This is a genomic window from Paracoccus marcusii, from assembly GCF_028621715.1.
GTDB classification, from domain to species: domain Bacteria; phylum Pseudomonadota; class Alphaproteobacteria; order Rhodobacterales; family Rhodobacteraceae; genus Paracoccus; species Paracoccus marcusii.
Window position 1 is genome coordinate 315,001 of record NZ_CP117466.1, and the last position, 24,172, is coordinate 339,172.

Genomic DNA, 24,172 nt, shown 5'->3' on the forward strand with positions numbered 1-24,172 from the left:
TGGCCGACAGTATCGCGGCCAAGCCGCCCCAGGTGATCCGCATGGGCAAGCGGGCCTTCCACGACCAGCTGGGACAGGGAACCGCCGCCGCCTATGCGGCCACGGCGCAGGTCATGTGCACGAACATGGCCCTGCCCGAAACGGTCGAGGGGATCGGCGCCTTTCTGGAAAAGCGCCCGCCGAACTGGACCTGACCTTCAGGCCCCTGCGGCCAGTGCCTGGACCAGCGCCACGAAATGCTCTCCGCGCTTTTCGAAGTTCGGATACTGGTCAAAGCTGGCGGCGGCGGGAGCAAGCAGGACGGTGTCGCCCGGCTCGGCCTCGGCCGCGGCACGGGCGACGGCCTGCTCCATCGTGTCGGCGATCTCGTACGGGGTCTGGCCGATCTCCAGCGCAAAGTCGCGCGCGGAATGGCCGATCAGATAGGCCTTGGCGACCGCGCCCAAATGCGGCTGCAGGGCCGCGATGCCGCCCTCCTTGCCCAGGCCTCCGGCGATCCAGCGGATTCGCGGAAAGGCCTGCAGCGCCTTGGCGGCGGCATCGACGTTGGTGGCCTTGCTGTCATTGACATACCGGACGCCGTCGATCTGGGCGACCGTCTGGCTGCGATGCGGCAGGCCCGCAAAGCTGTGGAACGCGGCCTCGATCTCGCGCGGCGCCAGGCCCACCGCGCGGCAGGCGGCATAGGCTGCGCAGGCGTTCTGGTGGTTGTGCGCACCGGGCAGGCCCTGCATCGCGCGCAGGTCAATCGATGCCGCCTGCCGCCCCTTGCGATATTCGGACAGGAAACCCTTGCGCGCAAAGACCGACCACGCCGCCCGGTCCAGCTTCTGTCCCGACGACACCCGGATCACCCGGTCGTCGGTGGGACCCATCGACAGCTGGTTGGCCAGATACGACCCCTCGGGGTCGTCGATGCCGATCACGGCCCGGTCCGGACCGCCCTCGGAGAACAGCCGCCGTTTTGCCGCGAAATAGCCGCCCAGGCCGGCATGGCGGTCCAGGTGGTCGGGCGACAGGTTGGTCATGACCGCCACGTCGGGCGTCAGCGCCCGCGCCAGTTCGGTCTGATAGCTGGACAGCTCCAGCACCACGACCTCGGCCTCGACCGCTGGCTCCAGCGACAGCACGCCCGTGCCGATATTGCCGCCCATCTGCGTGGGGCGGCCGCATTCCTCCAGCACGTGATGGATCAGCGCGGTGGTCGTCGACTTGCCGTTCGACCCGGTGACCGCGATCACCCGTGGCGCGCGATCGAACTGGTCCCAGTCGCGGGTCGCATAGCTGCGGAAGAACAGGCCGATGTCGTTATCGACCGGAACGCCAAGCTGCCATGCCATCGCGATGGCCGGGTGCGGACGGGGATACAGATGCGGGATGCCGGGGCTGACGATCAGCATCGCGATGCACTGCCAGTTCGCCTCGCGCGTCAGGTCAAGGATGCTCAGGCCATCGGCCTGGGCCGCGTCGCGCGTATCGACGCCGTCATCCCAGGCCACGACCCGCGCCCCGCCCGCGGCCAGAGCCGCGGCGGTCGCCTTGCCGGACCGGCCAAGCCCCAGCACCGCGACGGTCAGTTCTTCGACGCCCTGAACGGGGATCATGGGTTGGCTCCTTGCGAAAACGGGACGGTATCAGCGCAGCTTCAGCGTCGCCAAGCCGATCAGCGCCAGAATCAGCGCGATGATCCAGAAGCGGATGACGATCTGCGCCTCTCCCCAGCCCTTCTTCTCGAAATGGTGGTGGATGGGGGCCATCAGGAAGACCCGCTTGCCGGTCCGCTTGAAATACAGCACCTGGATGATGACCGACAGGGCCTCGACCACGAACAGGCCACCGACGATGGCCAGCACGATCTCATGCTTGGTGACGACGGCGATGGCGCCCAGCGCGCCGCCCAGGGCCAGCGATCCGGTATCGCCCATGAACACCGCAGCCGGCGGGGCGTTGTACCACAGAAAGCCCAGTCCCCCGCCGATCAGGGCGGCGACAAAGATCAGGATCTCTCCGCTGCCGGGAACGTGGTGGACGCCCAGATATTCGGTGAAGTCGACGCGCCCCACCGTATAGGCGATGATGCCCAGGGTGCCCGCGGCGATCATCACGGGCATGATCGCCAGCCCGTCCAGACCGTCGGTCAGATTGACCGCATTGGCCGCGCCCACGATCACGATCATCGCAAAGGGCACGAAGAACCAGCCCAGGTTGACCAGGACATCCTTGAAGATCGGCAATGCCAGCTGGTTGGTCAGCCCCGCGGGATGCAGCAGCGACGCCGCGATCCCGGCGCAGGCCGCGATGCCCAGACCCAGCAGCATCCGCATGCGCGAACTGACGCCCTTGGTGTTGTGCTTGGTCACCTTGGCATAGTCGTCGGCAAATCCGATCATCGCAAAGCCCGCGGTCACCAGCAGCACGATCCAGACATAGCCGTTGTCCAGCCGCGCCCACAGAAGGGTCGAGAACAGCAGCGCCGACAGGATCAGCAACCCGCCCATCGTCGGCGTGCCCGCCTTGGCCAGGTGGCTTTGCGGGCCGTCGTCGCGGATCGGCTGGCCCTTCTTCTGGACGCGGCGCAGATAGTTGATCAGCGGCCGTCCGAAGATGAAGCCGAAGAACAGCGCGGTGAAGAACGCGGCCCCCGCCCGGAAGGTGATGTATCGGAACAGGTTGAAGAAATCCCCGCCCTCGGACAGGTTGCTGAGCCAGTAGAGCATGGCATTATCCTTTGTCTTGGGCGGCACCGGCGCGCAGCGCCTGGACCACCATCGAGATCCGTGAGGATTTCGAGCCTTTCACCAGCACGATGTCGCCGGCGGAAATCAGTTTGTCGGGTTGGGCGGCCAGTTCGGCCGCCGTTTGCGTCCATTGCCCGCGCTTGTCCGCAGGCAGGGCCTCGTGCAGGTGCCGCATCAGGGGGCCGGCACAATGGACCAGGTCGATTGCGGCCATGGAGGGATCGTCGGCCACGGCGCGATGCATCGCGACCTCTTCCGTGCCCAGTTCCAGCATGTCGCCCAGAATCGCCACGCGCCGCCCGCCCTGCAGGCCCGCCAGCGTGGCAAGCCCCGCGGACAGCGATGCCGGATTGGCGTTGAAGGCGTCGTCGATCAGGCGGATGCCGCCCAGCGTCTCGACCGCGCCGCGCCCCTGCGGGGGGTGCCAGTCGGACAGATGTGCCGCCGCCTGCGCAAGGTCGGCCCCCGCCGCCGCCAGCGCGGCCAGCACGCCGACGGCGTTCATCGCGAAATGCCGCCCCGTGGTGGGCAGGGTGAAGGCCAGCGTGTCGCCCATGATGCGGGCATGGCAGGACAGCGCCCCGTCCTGCGGCACGATGCGCAGCGGACGCGCCACGCCATGTTCGCCAAAACCCACGACCACCGCACCGGCCCGGTCCGCGCAATCCCGCAGGATCTGGGTCACGGGCAGATCCTCGGGCAGGATCGCGTGACCCACGGGTTGCAGCCCCTCGAAGATCGCACCCTTTTCGCGGGCGATGCCTTCGATCGCGCCAAAGGCCTCCAGATGGGCGGCGGCCACCGTGGTGATCAGCGCCACATGCGGCCGCGCCATGCGCGACAGGGGCGCGATCTCTCCGGGATGGTTCATGCCGATCTCGATGATGGCGAAATCGGTGTTCGCGGGCATGCGCGCCAGGGTCAGCGGCACGCCCCAATGGTTGTTGTAGCTGGCTTCGGCTGCGTGGATCACGCCCTGCCCCGCCAGCGCGGTACGCGCCATCTCCTTGGTCGAGGTCTTGCCGACCGACCCGGTGATGGCGATGACCCGGCCCGTCATGCGCGCGCGGCCCGCCCGGCCCAGATCCTCCAAGCCGCGCAGCACGTCGGGCACCACCAGCAGCGGCGCGTCAGACGCCACGCCGTCCGGGATGCGGCTGACCAGCGCGGCGGCCGCCCCCCTGGCCAGGGCCTGCGCCACGAAATCATGCCCGTCGCGGTCGGCCTGCAGCGCGACGAACAGATCGCCGGGGGCGATGGTGCGCGTGTCGATGGACACACCCGTCGCGGCCCATGCGGCCGTCACCCGCCCGCCGGTGGCGGCGGCGGCGTCATCGGATGTCCAGAGTGTCATATCCGTCCGTCCAGTGCCGCGACCGCGACCGAGGCCTGTTCGGCATCGTCGAAGGGATAGACGTCCTGCCCCACGATCTGGCCGGTCTCATGACCCTTGCCGCAGATCAGCAGCGCGTCGCCCGGTTGCAGCGCATCGACACCGCGCAGGATCGCCTCGGCCCGGTCGGCGATCTCGGTCGCGTCGGGGCCCGCGCTGGCCATGATGGCGGCACGGATCAGGGCCGGATCCTCGGTCCGGGGGTTGTCGTCGGTGACGATCACCACGTCGGCATGATCGCGCGCGGCTTCGCCCATCAGCGGGCGCTTGCCCCGGTCGCGGTCGCCACCCGCACCGATGATGCAGACGATGCGCCCCATCACATGCGGACGCAGCGATTGCAGCGCCGCGACCACCGCGCCCGGCTTGTGGGCGTAATCCACAAAGACCGCCGCACCGTTCTCGCGCTGCGCGACCAGCTGCATCCGGCCCCGTACGGTGGTCAGCTGCGGCAGCACGCGCAGGATGTCGTCGGCGCTGTCGCCCGAGGCCAGGCACAGGCCCATCGCCGCCAGCACGTTTTCCGCCTGGAACCCGCCGATCAGCGGCAGCCGCACCAGATGCGCCCGCCCCATCACCGAGAACCGCAGATCCTGCCCCGTCGCGTCATAGCGCTGGCCCAGGATGCGCAGCATCGCGGCCTCTCCGGTGCCGACGGTGGTCAGGGCCAGGCCGCGATCGGTCGCGATGTCGGCCATCTGGCGGCCGCGCTGGCTGTCGATGTTGATGACGGCAGCGGCGCCGTCCTCCAGCACGCGGTTGAACAAAAGGGCCTTGGCCGCGAAATATTCGTCAAAGCCAGCGTGGTAATCCAGGTGATCCTGGCTGAAATTGGTGAAGGCCCCGGCCTCGACCCGCACCCCGTCCAGGCGGCGCTGATCCAGTCCGTGGCTGGAGGCCTCCATCGCGGCATGGGTGACGCCCGCGGCGACCGCCTCGGCCAGGACGCGGTGCAGGGTCAGCGGATCGGGGGTGGTATGGGCAAGCTTTGCCTGGTGATCGCCCTCGACCCCCATAGTGCCCAGGCTGATCGCCTTGTGGCCCAGCGCCTGCCAGATCTGGCGGGTGAAGCTGGCCACGCTGGTCTTGCCGCTGGTGCCGGTGACGGCCACGACATGGGCGGGCTGATCGGCGAACCACAGCGACGCCGCGCCGGCCAGGGCGGCGCGCGGATCCTCGGCCACGATCAACGCCCCGTCCCAGCCTGACAGAACGTCGGCGGCGATCTCGGCGCCCTGGCGGTCGGTCAGGACGGCGGCGGCCTGCATGCGCAGCGCGTACTGGATGAATTCGCCGCCATGGACGGCCGATCCCGGCAGGGCCGCGAACAGGTGCCCGGGCTTGACCGTGCGGCTGTCGATGGACAGCCCCGTGATCCGCGGGTCACGCCCACCGGGGGCGCGCAGCCCCAGCTGCGACAGCGTCACGTCGTCCTTGTCCACAGTCCCACCCGTCATTGATTTGCGACGAGCCTTACCGCAGCCTCCTCGTCGGGTTCAACACGCGGTTCGAAGCGCGCGGTGATCGTCGGCAGGATTTCGTCGGTGATCGGCTCCAGCCCCAGCAGCGGGCCGATGCGGCGGACCATTTCCGCGGCGACGGGCGCGACGGTATGACCTGCGGTACGCACCGCAGTCCCGTTGATGGTCGTTGACGGCTCGTCCAGCATGGTGATCAGGACGTATTTCGGATCGCTGGCCGGAAAGACCGACGCAAAGGTCGCGATGATCTTGTTCTCGTAGTACCCGCCTGCGGCTCTGGGCTTGTCCGCCGAACCGGTCTTGCCGGCGACCTCGTATCCCGGCACCTCGGCCTGGCGGGCGGTGCCGCGGGTGACGACCTGGCGCAACATGTCGACAGCCATCGCGGCGGCACGGGGCGACAGCACCTGTTCACCCTCGGGGCGTTGTCGTCCATGCACCAGCGTGGGCGTCACGCGCTTGCCGCCATTCGCGATCGTCGCATAGGCGGCCGCCAGGTGCAGCGGGCTGGCCGCCAGCCCGTGGCCGAAACTGACCGTCGCCGCAGTGACGGCGGGCCAGCGCGTGGGCACCAGCGGCTGACCGGTGGGGGCTTCGACCATCTCGATGGAGGTCGGCACGAACAGGCCAAGCTTCTCCAGGAAATCCTTCTGCCGCTCGGGCCCGATCAGCTGCGCGATGCGCACCGTTCCCACGTTCGAGGACTTCACGATGACGTCCGTCACGCTCAGTTCCTTGCCGTAATTGTGGAAATCGTTGATCAGGAACCGGCCGATCCGCATGGGTGCTGCAGCATTGATGCCCGACGCGGGGTTGACCAGCCCCAGGTCCAGCGCCTGCGCGACCGGGAAGATCTTGAAGGTCGAACCCAGCTCGTACTGGCCCTGGACGGCGCGGTTGAACAGCGGACTGTCCGACGGCTCTCCGGTCAGCAGCGGGCGGGGGCGGTCATTGGGGTCGAAATCGGGCAGGCTGGCCATGGCCAGGATCTCTCCGGTCTCGACCTCCATCAGGATGCCAGTCGCGCCCTTGGCGTTCATGACGTTCATGCCCGAGGCCAGCACGTCCTCCATCGCCTGCTGCAGCGTCAGGTCGATGGACAGGGCCAGCGGCGCCCCCTCGTTGCCGGGATCGCGCAGCCAGGCGTCGAACGCCTTCTCGACGCCTGCGACGCCGATGACCTCGGCGCTGTTCACGCCTTCGCTGCCGAAGCCAGACCCGCCCAGGATGTGGCTGGCCAGGTCGGCATTGGGATAGATGCGCATCTCTCGCGGGCCGAACAGCAGGCCGGGCTCGCCCAGGTCGTGGACGGCCTGCATCTGCTCGGGGCTGATCTTGCGCTTGATCCACATGAACTTGCGGTTGCCGGTGAAGTCGCGGGTCAGGCGCTGCACGTCCAGGTCGGGAAAGATCTCGGCCAGGCCCTGCGCGGTGCCGATGGGATCGACCATCTGGTGGGGATGGGCATAGACCGAATGGGTCAGCAGGTTCGTGGCCAGCACCCTGCCCCGCCGGTCGGTGATGTCCGCGCGCTGAGAGATGATCTGCGACGACAGCACCTGCGCGCGCGGTTCTGCCGCCGCGCTGGAGGCGAGCGTCCCCATGCGCACCGCGACCGTGCCGAAGGCCAGCATGAAACAGCCCGCCATGACGATCAGCCGACCTTCGGCGCGCCTGCGGGCGCGGTCCTGGATCTGTTCGTGGCGGCGGCGGCGGTTCTCGGCCTCGATGTCGTCGGGGTTCTCGCCGCGCTCGCGCGCTCTCAGGATGCGGGCCAGGGGGCGCAGGGGGGTGCGGATCATGGCTGAGGCTCCTCGGCAGGATCGGTTTCGGGCAGAAGGTCGGTGACCAGGTCGGCCGACGGCGGGGGCGGCTTGGGATAGTCGATGTGGTCCAGGTCCAGGAACTGCCCCGATTCGACCGGACCCAGTTCCAGCCGGTCGAAGTTCAGGTCGACCAGCTGGCGCAGGCGGTCGGGGCGGTTCAGGAAGGCCCATTCGGCCCGCAGCACGCCCAGCTCCTCGCGCAGGCCCGCGATCTGGCGCTGGACCTGGGACATCTCTCCGATGGCGGCCTGGGTGGCATAGTTCTCGCGATAGGCCCAGAAGGCCAGTCCCATCAGCATCAGCACGCAGGCCAGACAGGTCAACGACCGCATCACGCAGCTCCCGGAAGATGCGGCATGGCCAGCGACCGGGCATCGACCGCGCCCGCCGCGGCGTCGGTGCGCACGGCCACGCGCAGCAAGGCTGAACGCGCACGCGGGTTCACGTCCAGCTCCTCGGGGTCGGGACCGATCGCACGGCGGAAGGGCAGGCGGAAGGCCGGCTCCACGACCTGCGTGACCGGCGCATAGCGGTTGCCGCCGCCGCCCGCATCGGACCGCGCCTGCATGAAGCGCTTGACGATCCGGTCCTCCAGCGAATGAAAGCTGACGACGGCCAGCTGGCCGCCCGGCTTCAACGCGCGTTCGGCGGCCGACAGGCCCGCCACCAGCTGACCGAACTCGTCGTTCACCCAGATGCGGATCGCCTGAAAGCTGCGCGTCGCGGGATGGCTCTGCCCCGGCTTGGCGCGCGGCAGGCAGCCGGTGACCACCTGGGTCAGCTGCGTGGTCCGGGTCAGCGGGCGCGCGGCCACGATGGCGCGCGCGATGCGGCGCGCGGCACGCTCCTCTCCGTAATGATACAGCACGTCGGCGATGTCCGATTCTTCGGCGCTGTTCAGAAGGTCCGCGGCGGACGGCACATCGCCGCCCATCCGCATGTCCAGCGGCCCGTCCCGCATGAACGAGAACCCGCGATCCGCTTGGTCCAGCTGCATCGAGCTGACGCCGAGGTCCAGCACCACCCCGTCCAGCGCCTGACCGGCCAAGGCGTCCATGTCGGAAAACGTACCCTCGACCAGGCGCAGGCGGTCGCCGTACTGGCCGCGCCATGCCTCGGCCATGCGAAACACCGACGGATCGCGGTCGACGCCGATGACCAGGTCGGCCCCCGCATCCAGCAGGCCACGGGCATAGCCGCCCGCGCCGAACGTGCCGTCCAGCCAGACGCCCCCGATGGGTGCGGTCGCGCGCAGCAGCGGCGCCAGCAGGACCGGAATATGCGGATCCGCCATGCCCTAGCCCTCGGAGGATTGCTGCAGGAAGGCGCGGGGGTCGAATTCGGGGCCCTTGCTGGCCGCGAAATCCTCCAGCGCCTGCACGTCCTTGGGACGCGATTCGGGGTGATAGACCTGGATGTAGTCGCCGCGCGATTCAAAGATCGTCTCGGTCCCGTCGGCAAAGCCCAGCCTGTCGCGCAGCTTTGCGGGCAGGACCAGGCGGCCCTCGCGGTCGATCTCAAGGTCGGTGGACTGTCCGTTCATCAGCAGCTCCAGCCAGCGGCGCTCCTGGCTGCCGCGGGTCAGGCGGTCGATCTGCTCGTCGATCTGCTCGATGGCCTCGATGGTGTACAGCTCCAGCCAGTTCCACCAGTCAGGGCCATAGACCGCCACCAGCTGCGTGCGCCCGGTGTTCGTCCCCGAGAATGACGGGTCGCCGGCATCGAACACGCGGCGCAGCCGGGCCGGGATCGACATCCGACCCTTGCCATCGACCTTGACGGTTTCGGTGCCTCTGAACTTCCGCGCCACCTGGGCCCGCCCTCACTGTCCTGCTCTTTCGGGACGTCCGAAAGAGAAAGGGCGGATCGGGCCGCTGCCACTGCCCGATCCGCCGCCCTCGTTCCCGATTTACCCGGGCCCCTTTGCGGGGTTGGTTGCCGACCCGTCGCACGCCACCTGGGGGAGGTGCTGCTCGCGGACGCGGGCCGGCTATGTTGGAAAACGGTTGCCTGTATGAAGTCTGCTTCGCCTGTCCGGGGTCTTGGCGCCCCTTGAACTGCCCGTTTTCGTGATCCGGTTGTGACATGGGATTTCATGGGAAGCAACGGTATTCTTGGGCCACCAGCCGCATTCCGCCGCAGCTTTTGCCTGAGCCCGAATCAAAAAATGCCGCAGAGGCGGCAGTGATGCGGCAAAGTTTGGTGGCGTGACGCGAAAGCCACACTACATCTAGAAGGCGAGTAACAAACGCATTTTGCCGGTCACTGGGTCCATTTCACCACAGTTCAAAGCCCTGCAAGTCGAAAATCCGGGCAGCGTTGCAAAACTTTTGGAACAGATCACGGACGATCACGAAATCGAGAGGTCATTCGAGCCTTACTTCCCGCAATTTCCCGACCGTCCCGTGCATTCCCAAAGCAAGCCCGGATTTCGCGCAGATCAGGCGATGCCGCCCTGCACCAGACGGTCGGCCAGGCGGGCATACGCCTCGGACACGGCTCCATCGCCCAAGGCCACCGGTCGTCCCGAATCGCCGGCCAGCCGGACCTCAAGCTCCAGCGGCAGGGCGCCCAGGAACGGCAGGTTAAGCGCCTCGGCCTCGGCCGCGACGCCGCCATGGCCGAACAGATGCGCCTCGTGCCCGCATTTGGGACAGATATAGGTAGACATGTTCTCGACCAGGCCCAGGACCGGTGTCTTCAGCTTGCCGAACATGTCGATCGCACGGCGCGCGTCCAGCAGCGCCACGTCCTGCGGCGTGGAGACGATAATCGCACCCGTGACGGGGGCCTTCTGGCACAGCGACAGCTGCACGTCGCCGGTACCGGGCGGCAGGTCGATCAGCAGGACGTCCAGTTCGCCCCAGTTCACCTGCTGCAGCAGCTGCTGCAACGCGCCCATCAGCATCGGGCCGCGCCAGACCAGCGCCTCGCCCTCCTTCAGCATCAGGCCGATCGACATGACGGTGACGCCATGCGCATGCATCGGATCGATCCGCTGTCCATCCGGGCTGGCAGGCCGGCCCGAGACGCCCATCATCCGCGGCTGCGAGGGGCCATAGATGTCGGCATCCAGCAGGCCGACCTTGCGCCCCGCGCGCGCCAAGGCGACGGCAAGGTTCGAGGTGACGGTGGATTTCCCGACACCGCCCTTGCCGGATCCGACGGCGATGATGTGGCGCACGCCGGGAATCGCCTGCGGACCGGCCTGGGGCGTGGGATGCCCGCCGATCTTCAGGGACGGGGCGGCGCCCTGCCCGGATACGGCCTTGGGCGGCGCGGGCTTGGCGGGGGCGGTCATGACGATCTGGACCTTGGCCACACCGGGGATACGTTCCAGCCGGGCACGGGCCTCGGCCTCGACCGGGGCCATGGCCTGCGCGGTGGCCGCATTCTCGACCTCCAGCACGAATCGCACCGTCTCCTGGTCGATGGTCAGCGCGCGGATCAGGTCGGCCTGACCCAGCGTCCCTCCCTGCGGAAGGGCAATATCCGAGATTGCCGTAAGGATCGTTTCGCGTGTGACGGGCATGTGAGGGACCTGTGTCTTTGTTCGCCCGGCAGCATGAAGCATAGAGACGGGACCCTCAACACCCCCTGCGACAATCCGTACCGCACGGCGCTAACCGCTTTCAAACAGATGATTTTTGCGCCCGCGGCGTGATCGCTAACAGATGTATCGTGTCAATTTTATGTCGTTAATTCATCGTTAAAGAAGGCAATAGGTCAGCCTTGGCTATGCAATTGCTGCATGGCAGCATTACGAAACCATCCGTTGTGAAACGCCGTCGATGGGGCCATCTTCAACTCAACGAAACGCCGGGCCAATCCGGGAACGGCGCAGACGAGATGAACCGAAAGGATACGACCATGGCTGTTATCGCCCAAGCACACAACGCCACCGCCGACGCCGGCCTGCGTGGCCGCCTGCTGAGCGCGATCCAGCGGATGCAGGAAAACCGCGCCCGCCGCGCCGTTTACCGCCAGACCGTGCGCGAACTGAATGCCCTGACCACCCGCGATCTGGACGATCTGGGCATCAGCCGCTCGATGATCACCCGCCTGGCGCACGAAGCGGCATGGGGTTCGGCCCAGTAATTCTGGGACACCAAGAATTTGCATTCCCGGCCCTCTCCTCCTCCCTGGGTCCGGGACCGGCGGCATCCTCCTCTCCTCCTCCCTGGAGGGTGCCGCCCAAAAGACGCACTGGAACCCGATCCTCCTCCCCGGGTTCACGTGCCAGGCGGCGGCCCCACTCCTCCCTCCCAGGGGTCGCCGCAAAAAGTTTCATAGCCGCCCCATTCGCGGCACGCTGATACGCCCGGTCCTCTCCTCCTCCCTCCCGGACCCGGCGTTCGCGGTACGGCCTCTCCTCCTCCCTGGCCCTACCGCACCCCATACGCGGCCCCTCCTCCTCCCTGGGCCAGCGTTCAGCGGCGACCTCCCTCCTCCTCCCTGGAGGTCGCCGCGCCTTCATAGCCGCCCCGATCGCGGCACACGGATACGACGGGCTCTCCTCCTCCCTGCCCGGTCGTAAGCGGTGATGGCCTCTCCTCCTCCCTGGCCGGAACCGCGACCCATACGCGGCCCCTCCTCCTCCCTGGGCCAGCGTTCAGCGGCGACCTCCCTCCTCCTCCCTGGAGGTCGCCGCGCCCCTCCTCCGGAACCCAGCGCCCCCATGACGCATTGCCCCCGACACGCAATCGGAGGCCGCATGATTCTGCGCAAGGGCACCAAGGTGGAATGGGACTGGTCGGGCCACAAGGCGACCGGAAAGATCACGGACATCTTCACCGATGACGTCGAACGGACGATCAAGGGCAGCAAGATCAGCCGAAACGCATCCAAGGACGATCCCGCCTACCTGATCGAACAGGATGACGGCGACCAGGTGCTGAAGGGCCGGTCAGAACTGCGCCGCGCCGATTGACGTCTTTTCCCCGCCGTGCGCCCACGCTAAGGCTGGCGGATGCTCAGCTATCAACATGCCTATCATGCCGGGAACCTGGCCGACCTGCACAAGCACGGGTTGCTGGCGGTCGCGCTGGACTACCTGACCCGCAAGGACAAGCCGCTTTCCTATCTGGAAACCCATGCGGGACGGGGCCTTTATGACCTGACCGGCGCCGAGGCGCAGAAGACGCAGGAGGCCGCGCAGGGCATCGCCCGTGCCACGGTCGAACACTGGCTGCCGCAGGATCACCCGCTGATGCAGGCGCTGCGGGCCGTGCGCGACCTGCGAGGCGCGCAGGCCTATCCCGGTTCACCGCTGATCGCAGGGCATTTCCTGCGCCACGAGGACAAGGCCCACCTGGCCGAACTGCACCCCGCCGAATTTCAGGCCCTGCGCCGCGTGGCGGGCTTTGCCACCCTGCACCAGCAGGACGGCTTCGCGATGGCACAGGCGGTCTGTCCGCCCGATCCGCGCCGCGGCCTGCTGCTGATCGACCCCAGCTATGAGGTCAAGGCAGACTATGCCGCGATCCCGCGCCAGATCGGCCTGATCGCGCGCAAGTGGAACGTGGGGGTCATCGCGCTGTGGTATCCGATCCTGACCGATCACCGCCACATGGGCATGACCGCGCAGCTGGTCAGCGATTTCCCCGATGCCCTGCTGTCCGAGGTGTCGTTTCCCCCTGCCCGTCCAGGTCATTCGATGATCGGATCGGGCATGTTCGTGCTCAACGCCCCCTGGGGCCTGGCCGAGCACGCCCGCCAGATCGAGGCGATGTTCCGCGAGCGCGCCTGACGGGGATTCCCCCGCCGATTGCGCTGTGCCATGATCGGCCCGGCCACAAGGATTCCCTGCCATGCCTCAACGTCTGTCCATCGGCGCCACCGTGTTCCTGGTCCTCACCGTCCTGGTCGGCCTGTATTTCGCCTATGCCGCGGTGCAGGGCCCGTCGGGCATCCTGCGCCGGATCCAGATCCAGGCCGAGACCGAGGATCTGCGCGAGGCCCGCGACCTGCTGCAGGCCGACGTGACCCGCATGCAGAACCTGACCCGCCGCCTGTCGGACGATTATCTGGACCTGGACCTCTTGGACGAACGCGCCCGCGAGGTGCTGGGCCTGCTGCGCGCGGACGAGATCCTGCTGCGGTAGGGCCGGGATTGCACGGCTGTCGGTGATGCGCTACGGATAGTTTAACGCTGAACTATCCGCCACGCTTCCAGGAGGACACGCCGCATGGCCAGAAAACCAAGCCCCCAGCAGGAGGCTCCTTCGAACACGTCGAAGGAAGAGTTGCTGAAATACTATCGCGACATGCTGCTGATCCGCCGATTCGAGGAGAAGGCCGGCCAGCTGTACGGCATGGGCCTGATCGGCGGGTTCTGCCACCTTTATATCGGCCAGGAAGCCGTCGTGGTGGGTCTGGAGGCCTGCGCCAAGGACGGCGACAAGCGCATCACCAGCTATCGTGACCACGGTCACATGCTGGCCTGCGGGATGGAGGCGCGCGGCGTCATGGCCGAGCTGACCGGGCGTCAGGACGGCTATTCCAAGGGCAAGGGCGGCAGCATGCACATGTTCAGCCGCGAAAAGCATTTCTATGGCGGCCACGGCATCGTCGCCGCGCAGGTGCCCCTTGGCGCGGGCCTTGCCTTCGCGGACAAGTATCTGGGCAACGACAACGTCACCTTCACCTATTTCGGCGATGGCGCGGCGAACCAGGGCCAGGTCTACGAGACCTACAACATGGCCGAGCTGTGGGACCTGCCGGTCGTCTTCGTGATCGAGAACAACCAGTATGCCATGGGCATGTCGGTCAAGCGGTCGACGAAATCTACCACCTTCTTCGGCCGTGGAGAGGCCTTCGGCATCCCCGGCGAACAGGTCGACGGCATGGACGTGCTGGCGGTCAAGGCGGCGGGCGAAAAGGCCGTGGCGCATTGCCGCGCCGGCAAGGGCCCCTACATCCTGGAGGTCATGACCTATCGCTATCGCGGGCATTCGATGTCGGACCCGGCCAAGTACCGGACCCGCGAGGAGGTCCAGAAGATGCGCGACGAGCGTGACCCGATCGAGAACATCCGTGAGATGCTGCTGACCGGCAAGCATGCCACCGAGGAGGACCTCAAGGCGCTGGACAAGGAAATCAAGGACATCGTCAACGATTCCGCGGAATTCGCCAAGGACAGCCCCGAGCCCGACCTGGCCGAGCTGTGGACCGACATCTATGCCGACGAACTGCCCCAGGGCAGCGCCGAAGAGAACGCCTAAGGGGGACCGTCACATGGCAATTGAAATCCTGATGCCCGCCCTGTCCCCCACGATGGAGGAAGGCACGCTGGCGAAATGGCTGAAGAAAGAGGGCGACGCGGTGAAATCCGGCGACGTCATCGCCGAGATCGAGACCGACAAGGCCACGATGGAGTTCGAGGCCGTCGACGAGGGGATCATGGGCAAGCTGCTGGTGGCCGAGGGCACCCAGGGCGTCGCTGTGAACACCCCCATCGCGGTGCTGGTCGAGGAGGGAGAGGACGCCGACGCGGCCCCTGCCCCCAAGGCCGAGGCCAAGCCGGCCGAAGCCCCCAAGAAGGATGACGGCGCCCAGCCCGGCGAATCCGCCATCGAGGAGGTCGTGACCCCGCAGCCCAAGCCGCGCAGCCCCGACTGGCCCGAAGGCACCAAGATGAAGACCATGACCGTGCGGGAAGCCCTGCGCGAGGCCATGGCCGAAGAGATGGACCGCGACGAGACCGTCTTCCTGATGGGCGAGGAAGTGGGCGAATACCAAGGCGCCTACAAGATCAGCCAGGGCCTGCTGGAGCGGTTCGGCCCCCGCCGCGTCGTGGACACGCCCATCTCCGAGATCGGCTTTGCCGGCATCGGCACCGGGGCGGCCCTGGCCGGCCTGCGCCCGATCGTCGAGTTCATGACCTTCAACTTCGCCATGCAGGCGATCGACCACATCATCAACTCGGCCGCCAAGACGCTGTACATGTCGGGGGGCCAGATGGGCTGCCCGATCGTGTTCCGCGGCCCGAACGGCGCCGCTGCCCGCGTGGGCGCGCAGCACAGCCAGGATTACGCCGCATGGTACGCGGCCATTCCGGGCCTCAAGGTCGTGATGCCCTATTCGGCCGCCGACGCGAAGGGCCTGATGAAGCAGGCGATTCGCGACAACAACCCGGTCATCTTCTTGGAGAACGAGATCCTGTATGGCCGCAGCTTCGAGGTGCCGGACCTTGAGGACTTCACCATTCCCTTCGGCAAGGCCAACACGGTCCGGTCGGGCGACGACGTGACGCTGGTCAGCTTCGGCATCGGTGTGGCGCATGCGCTGGAGGCCGCGGCCAAGCTGGCCGAGGAGGGCATCGAGGCCGACGTGATCGACCTGCGCACCCTGCGGCCGCTGGACTATGACGCGATCCTGGAATCGGTCAAGCGGACCAACCGTTGCGTGACCGTCGAGGAGGGCTTCCCCGTGGGCGCCATCGGCAACCACATCTCGGCCTATCTGATGGAGAACGCGTTCGACTATCTGGACGCGCCCGTCATCAACTGCACCGGCAAGGACGTGCCGATGCCCTATGCCGCCAATCTGGAAAAGCACGCGCTGATCACGCCCGCCGAGATCGTCGAAGCCGTGAAAAAAGTCACCTACAAGTAAGGGAGCTGCGCGATGCCCACGGAAATCCTGATGCCCGCCCTCTCCCCGACCATGGAGGAGGGCACGCTGGCCAAGTGGCTGGTCAAGGAAGGCGACGAGGTCAAGTCCGGCGACGTCATCGCCGAGATCGAGACCGACAAGGCCACGATGGAGTTCGAGGCCGTCGACGAAGGCCGCATCGGCAAGATCCTGATCGCCGAGGGCACCTCGGCGGTCAAGGTCAACACCGCCATCGCGGTCCTGCTGGAGGACGGCGAGGAGGCGGGCGACATCAGCGCGCCCAAGGCCAAGGAAGAGCCCAAGGCGGATGCCGAGCCCGAACCGGCCGAGAAGGGCTATGGCGGCCCGATCGGCGCACCGGTCGCCGGCGATGCCAAGGCCGACGCACCCAAGGGCGACCGGGTGTTCGCCTCACCCCTGGCGCGGCGCATCGCCAAGGACAAGGGTCTGGACCTGTCGCAGATCCAGGGCAGCGGCCCCCGTGGCCGCATCGTCAAGGCCGATGTCGAGAACGCCAAGGCAGGTGAGGCCAAGCCCGCAGCGGCGGCTGCGGCACAGCCCGAGGCGAAGGCGGCCCCCGCGGCAGCCGCAGCCCCGGCTCAGGCCCCCAAGGGCCTGTCGACCGAGGCCGTGCTAAAGATGTATGCCGACCGCGAGACCGAGGAGGTCGCGCTGGACGGCATGCGCCGCACCATCGCCGCCCGCCTGTCCGAGGCCAAGCAGACCATCCCGCATTTCTACCTGCGCCGTTCGGCCAAGCTGGATGCGCTGATGGAGTTCCGGGCCACGCTGAACAAGCAGCTGGAGAGCCGTGGCGTAAAGCTGTCTGTCAACGACTTCATCATCAAGGCCAGCGCCCTGGCGCTGCAGCAGGTGCCTGACGCGAACGCGGTCTGGGCGGGGGATCGCATCCTCAAGCTGAAACCGTCGGACGTCGCCGTGGCCGTGGCCATCGAGGGCGGGCTGTTCACGCCCGTGCTGAAGGACGCGCATCAGAAGACCCTGTCGGCGCTGTCGGCGCAGATGAAGGATCTGGCCGCGCGCGCCAAGTCCAAGAAGCTGGCCCCCCATGAATACCAGGGCGGCAGCTTCGCGATCAGCAACCTGGGCATGTTCGGCATCGAGAACTTCGACGCGGTCATCAACCCGCCGCATGGCGCGATCCTGGCCGTGGGTGCGGGCATCCCGACCCCGGTCGTCGAAAAGGGCGAAGTCGTGGTGCGCAACGTCATGTCGATGACGCTGTCGGTGGACCACCGGGTGATCGACGGTGCGCTTGGCGCGCAACTGCTGGAGGCGATCGTCGCCCATCTGGAAAACCCGATGGGCATGCTGGCCTGACCAGCATTCGAACGGAACAGACGGCGGGCCATCAGCCCGCCGTTTTTCGTTGTCAGAACGTGACGGCGACGCCCGGCAGGCGCAATTCCTTGATCAGGTCGCGCAACTCCTGCCGCGCGGCGATCTGGGACATGCTCATGGCCTCGGTGCCGACATCCTTCAGATCCAGCAGGGTCAGCCCGTTCGGAAACAGCTCGCGAAAGATCACGCGTTCCGAAAATCCGGGCGCCACCCGAAACCCGATGCGCTTGGACAGGTCGGCCAACGCGCCGCCGACCTTGCGCTTGTTGTGCATCTGCTGGGTGCCAAGGCGGTTTCTCAGCACCAGCCAGTCGATGGGCCCTGCCCCCGCCTGCGCGCGCAGCTGGCGTGCGCCCCATACCATCTCGGCATAGATCGAGGGACCAAGCACGTCACCGTCGGGCGACAGGCGCGCCAGCAGGTCGAAGTCGACGAAACTGTCGTTCAGGGGCGTGATCAGCGTATCGGCGACCGTATGCGCCATCTGGCTCAGCTTGGTGTGCGACCCGGGGCAGTCCAGCAGGATGAAATCGCACGTCGCCTCCAGCTGCCGCAAAGCGGGCGTCAGGGGATCGGCGCCCTCGCCAAGCGGCGCCAGCACGGGCATGGGCAGGTCCAGCCTCTTGCGCACCAGGAAGGCGGCGCGATTCTCCAGATAGCGGCCAAAGCTGCGCTGGCGGACGTCCAGGTCCAGCCCGCCGACCCGGTGCCCCATCCGCGCCAGCGCGGTCGCCACATGCATCGAGGTGGTCGACTTGCCCGAGCCGCCCTTTTCGTTTCCGACCACGATGATATGCGCCACAAGCAGCCTCTTGTCCTGTCCCGACGGGAAACCTAGCGACCGCGCCGCCGGATGGAAAGCCGCCCCGGCAGCCCTAGCGCCGCATCAGCCGTCCGTCGATCATCGCCAGCCCAAGCCCGATGACCGCCATGCCCAGCAGCTGCGGCAGGCCCAGAACCTCGTCCAGGAACAGCCAGCCCAGCAGGATCGCCGACACCGGTACCAGGAACGTCACCAGAGAGATGTTCGTGGCCCCCGCCCGGCCCAGGATGCGAAAGAACAGCACATAGGCCAGCCCTGTGCAGACCAGCCCCAGCAGGCTGATCGCCAGCCAGACCTGGGCAGGTGCCGCCGGCGGCAGCCCGTCATGCGCCAATGCCAGCGGCAGCAGCACGACGCTGGTGCCCGTCACCATGCCTGCCGCCGTGACCAGCGGGTCGACGCCCTGCGCACGAAACCGCCGTCCAAAGGCCGCGGCCCAGGCATAGCTGATCGCGGCGCCCAGCATCGCCAGTTGCGGCAGCACGCCATGGCCGTGACCCGCCAGTTCGTCCACGCCGATCATCACTGCGACACCGCCCAGGCCCAGGGCGACCCCGGCCAGGCGCATCAGCCCCGCGCGCTCATCCGCCAGCACCAGGGTCGAGACCAGCACCGTGAACAACGGCGTCGTCGCGTTCAGGATGGACGCCAGCCCTGCCGGGATGAACCCCTGCGCCCAGACGATCAGCCCAAAGGGGATGGCGTTGTTCAGGACGCCCATCACCAGGAACGCGCCCCACAGCCCCGCGCCGCGCGGCAGTGCCCGCCCGGTCGCCAGCACGATGGCCCATAGGACCGCGGCGGCGATCATCACGCGCAGCGCCACCACCCACAGGACCGGCATATGCCCCACGATCAGCGCGATCAGGAAGAACGACCCGCCCCAGATCAGTGACAGCAGCAGCAGAAGGCCCCAGTCGGATGCGCTCATCCGCGCGGTGATCATCGGACGGTCCGGTCTGGCAACGGGCGGGAATGGGTCATGGGTCCTCCTGCGGCGCACGCTGCCCCAAGCCGGGGCCGAGGGAAAGGGCTCAGCCGTCGCGCAGCGCCGCCAGCGCGGCCTGAACCTTCGGGGTGCGATGCAGATCGACATGGGTGACCAGCCACAGGTTGGAATCCCATTCCGGCAGGCTCAGCGCGGGCAGAAGGCCATGCGCCAGGCTGTCGGGCAGGGCACCGACCGCCAGCCCGGCGCGGATCACCGCCTCGCGCGCAGTGGCCTCGTTGGCGGTGACCAGGATGTTCTCGGGGCCGATGCGGTCCTGCAGCCAGCGCATGTAGGGGGCGCCGCGCGCCTCTGGTCCCGGCAGGGCAAAGCGGTGGTCGCGCGGATTGTCGACCGGCCCGTGCCGGTCCAGGTACGAGGCCGCGGCATACATCACATGCCCCATCCGCCCCATCGCACGCACGACATAGTCGGGCTCGGTCGGTTCGGCCCCGCCGCGGATGGCCACATGCGCCTCTCCGGCGCCCAGCCGGAACAGGCGCGCGTCCGTGGCATAGGTCAGGCGCAGGTCGGGATGGCGCGCCATCAGCGCGATCAGCCGCGGCATGACCAGATCCACCAGTTCCGGCAGCGAGGTCACGACCAGCTCTCCCTCGATCCGCTCTCCGGCGCCGGCGATCTGCGCGGCCATCTGGGCAAAGCGTTCATCCGCAGCCCCCGCCGCATCCAGCAGGGTGCGCCCGGCCTCGGTCAGGGCATAGCCGCGGGTGTGGCGTTGGAACAACCGGGCACGCAGGGCCGATTCCAGCGCGTCGATGCGGCGGATCACCGTGGCGTGGTGCACGCCAAGATCGGCGGCCGCCCCGCTGACCGTTCCGGTGCGCGCGACGGCCAGTGCCACGCGGATATCGTCCCACGATTCGATCTGCATGTGCATCCCCGCACAGTGAATGCGCAGTTATCCCCCTTACGTTCGCAGGTGCATAGACCTAAATCTGCTGCAACGCAGAAACAACTCTCTGGGAGCTTGCCATGAACATCCTGCATCTCGACAGCGCCATCACCGCCGACGCCTCGGTCTCGCGCCAGCTAACCGCCGACATCCTGGCCCGCCTGACCGCTGCCAATCCCGACGCGACGGTGACCTATCGCGATCTTAGCACGGGCGTCCCCGCCATCGACACCGCATGGTTCAAGGCCGTGCGCGTGGGCACCGACGATCCGACCCCGCAGCAGCAGGCGCAGATCGACACCTCGAACGCGCTGCTGGCCGAGGTTCAGGCCGCCGATACGCTGGTGATCGGGCTGCCGGTCTACAACTTCTTCCTGCCGTCGCAGCTGAAGACCTGGCTGGACCAGATCGCCCGCGCCGGTGTCAGCTTCCGCTATACCGCCGAGGGCCCCGAGGGCCTGCTGACGGGCAAGCGCGCCTTCGTGGCCTATACCGCCGCCGGCACGCCGATGGGTTCGGACCTGGACCACGCGTCGGGCTATCTGCGCCATATGCTGGGCTTCCTGGGCATCACCGACGTGACCTTCGTGGCCGCCGACGGCCTTGCAATGGACCGCGAGGCCGGCATGGCACGCGCACAACAGGCGCTGGAGCAGATCGCGGCCTGACCGGTCTGCGCTGTTGCGCAGGTTCACCCCATCCTCATATGGCGGCATTGCATCCTTCGGGGACATTGCCGCCATGCGTTTCACGATTGCGACCGCCGCCCTGCTGACAGGGCTGGCGGTTTTTTACACCCCGGCCGTGGCGCAGACCCCGGTCAACGAAATCGCCACGCACCGCCCCCGTGACATGATCGAATGGACCAAGCTGCTGCGCGACAACGCCGCCCGCCAAAGCCATGTGGCCCTTCTGCAAGCGGCGACCGTCAGCGCGACCAACGCCGCCCAATTCGTCATCGTCGTGGCCCAGGACGGCATGATCATCGACGTGCGGACCATGTAGTCCTCGGGCAACCCGATAATGGATCATGCCCTGCGCAACAGCATCATGGACATGCCCCGGATGCCGCCCTTCACGGAGGACATGCCGCAGGGCAGCGCCAGCTTCGTTCTGCCGGTCAACGTCGGGACCCCGTGATCCGACCGGGCCTGCGTTGACAGGAACCCCCCTGCCCTGTACAAGACCCCGGATTCCCGGAAGCACAGCCTTCCGGTCCCTGCGCCAGATGCGGGGATCGCCCCCCGTCAGCGCGTTGCGCCCACGGGGGCTAAACCGATTTGGAGCCATAGGAGGCCCGGCCATGTTCGAGAACCTTTCCGATCGCCTGGGCGGCGTCTTCGACCGGCTGACCAAGCAGGGCGCCCTGTCCGAGGAGGACGTCACCGCCGCCATGCGCGAGGTGCGCGTGGCCCTGCTGGAGGCGGACGTCTCGCTGCCGGTGGCGCGCAACTTCGTCAAGGCCGTCACGGCCAAGGCCACCGGCGCTGCGGTCACGAAATCGGTCAGCCCCGGCCAGCAGGTCGTCAAGATCGTCCATGACGAGCTGATCAAGGTCCTGCAGGGCGACGACGCCCCCGAGGCGCTGCGCATCGACAACCCGCCCGCCGCCATCCTGATGGTTGGCCTGCAGGGTTCGGGCAAGACCACCACGACCGCGAAACTGGCCCTGCGCCTGAAGGACCGCGAGAAGAAGCGCGTGCTGATGGCGTCCCTGGACACCAACCGCCCCGCCGCGATGGAGCAGCTGGCCATCCTGGGCCAGCAGATCGGCGTCGACACGCTGCCCATCGTGATGGGCCAGACCGCCGTGCAGATCGCGCAGCGCGCCAAGACGCAGGCCTCGCTTGGTGGCTATGATGTGGTGATGCTGGACACCGCCGGCCGCCTGCATATCGACGAGGCGCTGATGACCCAGGTCCAGCAGGTCCGCGACATCGCGAACCCTCGCGAGACGCTGCTGGTCGTCGACGGCCTGACCGGCCAGGACGCCGTGAACGTCGCGACCGAGTTCGACGCCAAGGTCGGCGTCACCGGCGTGGTGCTGACCCGGATGGACGGCGACGGGCGCGGCGGCGCGGCCTTGTCGATGCGCGCCGTGACCGGCAAGCCGATCCGCTTCGTGGGTCTGGGCGAAAAGATGGACGCGCTGGAGACCTTCGACGCCAGCCGCGTCGCGGGGCGCATCCTGGGCATGGGCGATATCGTGGCCCTGGTCGAGAAGGCCCAGCAGGTGCTGGAGGTCGAGCAGGCCGAGCGCATGATGAAGCGGTTCCAGAAGGGCCTCTTCAACATGAACGACCTGCGCGGCCAGCTGGAGCAGATGCAGAAGATGGGCGGCATGTCCTCGGTCATGGGGATGATGCCCGGCATGGCCAAGATGGCCAAGCAGGCCGAGGCCGCGGGCTATGACGACAAGGTCGTCCGCCACCAGATCGCCCTGATCAATTCGATGACCAAGAAGGAACGGGCCAATCCCGACCTGCTGCAGGCCAGCCGGAAAAAGCGCATTGCTGCGGGCGCAGGTCTGGACGTGTCGGACCTGAACAAGCTGCTGAAGATGCAGAAGCAGATGGCCGACACGATGAAGAAGCTGGGCAAGATGGGCAAGGGCGGGCTGATGAAGCAGGCCATGCGCGCCATGACCGGCAAGGCCGGCGGCCTGCCCGACATGGAGAACCTGGACCCCGCCAAGATGGCCGAGGCCCAGAAGATGCTGGCCGATCCCAAGGGCCTGGGCGGCCAGTTGGGCCGCGCGGGTTTGCCTGCCGGCTTGGGCGGATTGTTCGGCAAGAAATGATCACGCTGTCCCCCACCCCGGTTCTGGAGACGGAACGGCTGACCCTGCGCGCGCCCTTGGGCAGCGACTGGCCGCATTGGCGCAGCTTCTATCAGTCGGATCGCGCGCAGTTCGTGGGCGGCGGTTCGCCCGAACCCAAGCCCGGCGCCTATTGGCGGGCCTTCGGCCACCTGACCGGCCATTGGGTGATGCGCGGCTTCGGGATGTTCGTGTTCTGCCTTAAAGGCGATGATACGCCCCTGGGCATGACCGGCCCGTGGTACCCCGACGGCTGGCCCGAGCATGAGCTGGGCTGGACCGTCTGGTCGCAGGCCGCCGAAGGCCGCGGCTATGTCGCCGAGGCCGCCCGTGCGGTGCGCGCGCATGCGTTCCGTGACCTGGGCTGGACCACGGCCGTCAGCTATATCGACCCGGACAATGCCCGGTCGATCGCGCTGGCCGAACGGCTTGGCGCAGTGCGCGACCGCGGCGCGCGGCAGCCGGTCTTCGACAAGCCCTGCCTCGTCTATCGTCACAGCCCGGAGGCCGCATGAACGACGCAACCACCCGCGCGGCCGACCTGCTGCGCGACCACCGTGCCAGCATCGACCGGCTTGACGCCATCCTGGTCTATACGCTGGCCGAACGCTTCAAGCACACCCAGTCCGTCGGCCGCCTGAAGGCCCGGCACGACCTTCCGCCGTCCGATCCCTCGCGCGAGGCAAGCCAGATCGAACGCCTGGAACGCCTCGCGCGCGAGGCCGATCTCGACCCGGAATTCGCGCGCAAATTCCTGACCTTCGTGATCGCCGAAGTCATTCGGCACCACGAACATTATCAGTCCTGACCGGACGACAACCCAAGGAGACTATCTGATGTCCATGAAGATCCGCCTGGCCCGTGGTGGCAGCAAGAAGCGCCCGCACTATGCCATCGTCGCGTCGGATTCGCGCATGCCGCGCGACGGCCGCTTCATCGAGAAGCTGGGCACCTACAACCCGCTGTTGGCCAAGGACAGCGAAGACCGCGTCAAGATGGACGTCGAGCGCATCCAGTACTGGCTGAGCCACGGCGCGCAGCCGACCGACCGTGTCGCACGCTTCCTGGAAGCCGCGGGCGTCAAGGAAAAGGCCGAGCGCAAGAACATGAAGAAGGCAGAGCCCGGCAAGAAAGCCAAGGCCCGCGCCGACGAGCGCGCCAAGAAGGCCGCGGCGCCCGCCGAAGCCGAATGATCTGACGCTGGCGGGGGAAAC

Annotated in this window: 26 protein-coding genes (1 of these 26 cut by a window edge); 14 read left to right on the plus strand and 12 right to left on the minus strand. The window is 67.5% G+C overall.

Annotation, left to right across the window (positions count from 1 at the left end; translation table 11 throughout):
• On the plus strand, positions 1-194 hold the 3' end of the coding sequence (locus PRL19_RS01515) for an enoyl-CoA hydratase (protein WP_273743669.1). Its footprint begins 568 nt before the window's first position; the window shows 194 of its 762 coding nt (coding positions 569-762); its start codon lies off the left edge, out of view; the stop codon is at positions 192-194.
• A gap of 3 nt (positions 195-197) precedes the next feature.
• Here PRL19_RS01515 and murD read toward each other — a convergent pair whose 3' ends face one another.
• From murD to PRL19_RS01560, 9 genes are all read right to left on the minus strand, one after another.
• On the minus strand, positions 198-1,604 hold the full coding sequence (gene murD, locus PRL19_RS01520; protein ID WP_273743670.1) for a UDP-N-acetylmuramoyl-L-alanine--D-glutamate ligase: 1,407 nt from the start codon (positions 1,602-1,604) through the stop codon (positions 198-200).
• 30 nt (positions 1,605-1,634) lie between these two features.
• The gene (gene mraY, locus PRL19_RS01525) at positions 1,635-2,717 is read right to left on the minus strand and encodes a phospho-N-acetylmuramoyl-pentapeptide-transferase (RefSeq protein ID WP_046001410.1); all 1,083 of its coding nucleotides are present in this window, start codon (positions 2,715-2,717) and stop codon (positions 1,635-1,637) included.
• A 4-nt stretch (positions 2,718-2,721) separates the two neighbouring features.
• Complete coding sequence (locus PRL19_RS01530; protein ID WP_045982888.1) at positions 2,722-4,092, minus strand: UDP-N-acetylmuramoyl-tripeptide--D-alanyl-D-alanine ligase; 1,371 nt, start codon at positions 4,090-4,092, stop codon at positions 2,722-2,724.
• Entirely contained in the window at positions 4,089-5,588 is a 1,500-nt protein-coding gene (locus tag PRL19_RS01535; RefSeq protein WP_273743671.1) for a UDP-N-acetylmuramoyl-L-alanyl-D-glutamate--2,6-diaminopimelate ligase, read from the minus strand. Before PRL19_RS01535 ends, PRL19_RS01530 begins: the two co-directional genes overlap by 4 nt.
• Entirely contained in the window at positions 5,585-7,414 is a 1,830-nt protein-coding gene (locus PRL19_RS01540) for a peptidoglycan D,D-transpeptidase FtsI family protein (protein ID WP_045982887.1), read from the minus strand. The genes PRL19_RS01535 and PRL19_RS01540 overlap by 4 nt, the downstream gene beginning before the upstream one ends.
• Positions 7,411-7,770, minus strand: a complete 360-nt coding sequence (ftsL, locus tag PRL19_RS01545; RefSeq protein WP_173404292.1) for a cell division protein FtsL — start codon at positions 7,768-7,770, stop codon at positions 7,411-7,413. Before ftsL ends, PRL19_RS01540 begins: the two co-directional genes overlap by 4 nt.
• A complete protein-coding gene (gene rsmH, locus PRL19_RS01550) occupies positions 7,770-8,732 on the minus strand; it encodes a 16S rRNA (cytosine(1402)-N(4))-methyltransferase RsmH (RefSeq protein ID WP_273743672.1) in 963 nt (320 codons plus the stop codon). Before rsmH ends, ftsL begins: the two co-directional genes overlap by 1 nt.
• Before the next feature lie 3 nt (positions 8,733-8,735).
• Positions 8,736-9,248 (minus strand): division/cell wall cluster transcriptional repressor MraZ, encoded by a 513-nt coding sequence (locus PRL19_RS01555; RefSeq protein ID WP_045982884.1) that lies wholly within the window; start codon positions 9,246-9,248, stop codon positions 8,736-8,738.
• A 630-nt stretch (positions 9,249-9,878) separates the two neighbouring features.
• A complete protein-coding gene (locus tag PRL19_RS01560; RefSeq protein WP_127899077.1) occupies positions 9,879-10,970 on the minus strand; it encodes an Mrp/NBP35 family ATP-binding protein in 1,092 nt (363 codons plus the stop codon).
• Positions 10,971-11,308: 338 nt separating this feature from the next.
• Here PRL19_RS01560 and PRL19_RS01565 point away from each other — a divergent pair, with 338 nt between their 5' ends.
• The 7 genes from PRL19_RS01565 to PRL19_RS01595 all read left to right on the plus strand — a co-directional run bounded on the left by PRL19_RS01565 (position 11,309) and on the right by PRL19_RS01595 (position 17,395).
• Positions 11,309-11,536: a DUF1127 domain-containing protein gene (locus PRL19_RS01565; RefSeq protein WP_045982882.1), complete on the plus strand. Its 228-nt coding sequence runs from the start codon at positions 11,309-11,311 to the stop codon at positions 11,534-11,536.
• A gap of 616 nt (positions 11,537-12,152) precedes the next feature.
• Positions 12,153-12,368 carry a hypervirulence associated TUDOR domain-containing protein gene (locus PRL19_RS01570; RefSeq protein WP_252928688.1) on the plus strand — a complete coding sequence of 72 codons (216 nt, stop codon included), beginning with the start codon at positions 12,153-12,155 and terminating at the stop codon, positions 12,366-12,368.
• A gap of 39 nt (positions 12,369-12,407) precedes the next feature.
• On the plus strand, positions 12,408-13,187 hold the full coding sequence (gene rlmJ / locus PRL19_RS01575; protein WP_273743673.1) for a 23S rRNA (adenine(2030)-N(6))-methyltransferase RlmJ: 780 nt from the start codon (positions 12,408-12,410) through the stop codon (positions 13,185-13,187).
• A gap of 61 nt (positions 13,188-13,248) precedes the next feature.
• Entirely contained in the window at positions 13,249-13,542 is a 294-nt protein-coding gene (locus tag PRL19_RS01580) for an FtsB family cell division protein (protein WP_045982879.1), read from the plus strand.
• 84 nt (positions 13,543-13,626) lie between these two features.
• Complete coding sequence (gene pdhA / locus PRL19_RS01585) at positions 13,627-14,661, plus strand: pyruvate dehydrogenase (acetyl-transferring) E1 component subunit alpha (RefSeq protein WP_045982878.1); 1,035 nt, start codon at positions 13,627-13,629, stop codon at positions 14,659-14,661.
• 13 nt (positions 14,662-14,674) lie between these two features.
• The gene (locus PRL19_RS01590; protein ID WP_046001404.1) at positions 14,675-16,054 is read left to right on the plus strand and encodes a pyruvate dehydrogenase complex E1 component subunit beta; all 1,380 of its coding nucleotides are present in this window, start codon (positions 14,675-14,677) and stop codon (positions 16,052-16,054) included.
• Positions 16,055-16,066: 12 nt separating this feature from the next.
• Positions 16,067-17,395, plus strand: coding sequence for a pyruvate dehydrogenase complex dihydrolipoamide acetyltransferase (locus tag PRL19_RS01595; protein ID WP_273743674.1), 1,329 nt, complete (start codon positions 16,067-16,069; stop codon positions 17,393-17,395).
• Positions 17,396-17,447: 52 nt separating this feature from the next.
• On the opposite strand, the gene PRL19_RS01600 is transcribed toward PRL19_RS01595, so the two are convergent.
• The 3 genes from PRL19_RS01600 to PRL19_RS01610 form a co-directional block, all read right to left on the minus strand.
• The gene (locus PRL19_RS01600; RefSeq protein WP_273743675.1) at positions 17,448-18,218 is read right to left on the minus strand and encodes a division plane positioning ATPase MipZ; all 771 of its coding nucleotides are present in this window, start codon (positions 18,216-18,218) and stop codon (positions 17,448-17,450) included.
• Positions 18,219-18,291: 73 nt separating this feature from the next.
• Positions 18,292-19,185 carry a DMT family transporter gene (locus tag PRL19_RS01605; RefSeq protein ID WP_273743676.1) on the minus strand — a complete coding sequence of 298 codons (894 nt, stop codon included), beginning with the start codon at positions 19,183-19,185 and terminating at the stop codon, positions 18,292-18,294.
• An 88-nt stretch (positions 19,186-19,273) separates the two neighbouring features.
• Complete coding sequence (locus tag PRL19_RS01610; RefSeq protein ID WP_273743677.1) at positions 19,274-20,119, minus strand: LysR family transcriptional regulator; 846 nt, start codon at positions 20,117-20,119, stop codon at positions 19,274-19,276.
• Between the two features lie 101 nt (positions 20,120-20,220).
• Between PRL19_RS01610 and PRL19_RS01615 the strand changes: the two genes are divergently transcribed.
• The 6 genes from PRL19_RS01615 (at position 20,221) to rpsP (ending at position 24,151) form a co-directional block, all read left to right on the plus strand.
• A complete protein-coding gene (locus tag PRL19_RS01615; protein ID WP_046001400.1) occupies positions 20,221-20,808 on the plus strand; it encodes an FMN-dependent NADH-azoreductase in 588 nt (195 codons plus the stop codon).
• A 73-nt stretch (positions 20,809-20,881) separates the two neighbouring features.
• On the plus strand, positions 20,882-21,145 hold the full coding sequence (locus PRL19_RS01620) for a hypothetical protein (RefSeq protein WP_273743678.1): 264 nt from the start codon (positions 20,882-20,884) through the stop codon (positions 21,143-21,145).
• 298 nt (positions 21,146-21,443) lie between these two features.
• Entirely contained in the window at positions 21,444-22,940 is a 1,497-nt protein-coding gene (gene ffh, locus PRL19_RS01625; protein ID WP_273743679.1) for a signal recognition particle protein, read from the plus strand.
• On the plus strand, positions 22,937-23,473 hold the full coding sequence (locus PRL19_RS01630; protein WP_045982870.1) for a GNAT family N-acetyltransferase: 537 nt from the start codon (positions 22,937-22,939) through the stop codon (positions 23,471-23,473). The genes ffh and PRL19_RS01630 overlap by 4 nt, the downstream gene beginning before the upstream one ends.
• Complete coding sequence (locus tag PRL19_RS01635) at positions 23,470-23,766, plus strand: chorismate mutase (RefSeq protein ID WP_273743680.1); 297 nt, start codon at positions 23,470-23,472, stop codon at positions 23,764-23,766. Before PRL19_RS01630 ends, PRL19_RS01635 begins: the two co-directional genes overlap by 4 nt.
• A gap of 28 nt (positions 23,767-23,794) precedes the next feature.
• Entirely contained in the window at positions 23,795-24,151 is a 357-nt protein-coding gene (rpsP, locus tag PRL19_RS01640) for a 30S ribosomal protein S16 (RefSeq protein WP_045982869.1), read from the plus strand.
• Positions 24,152-24,172: the final 21 nt, after the last annotated feature.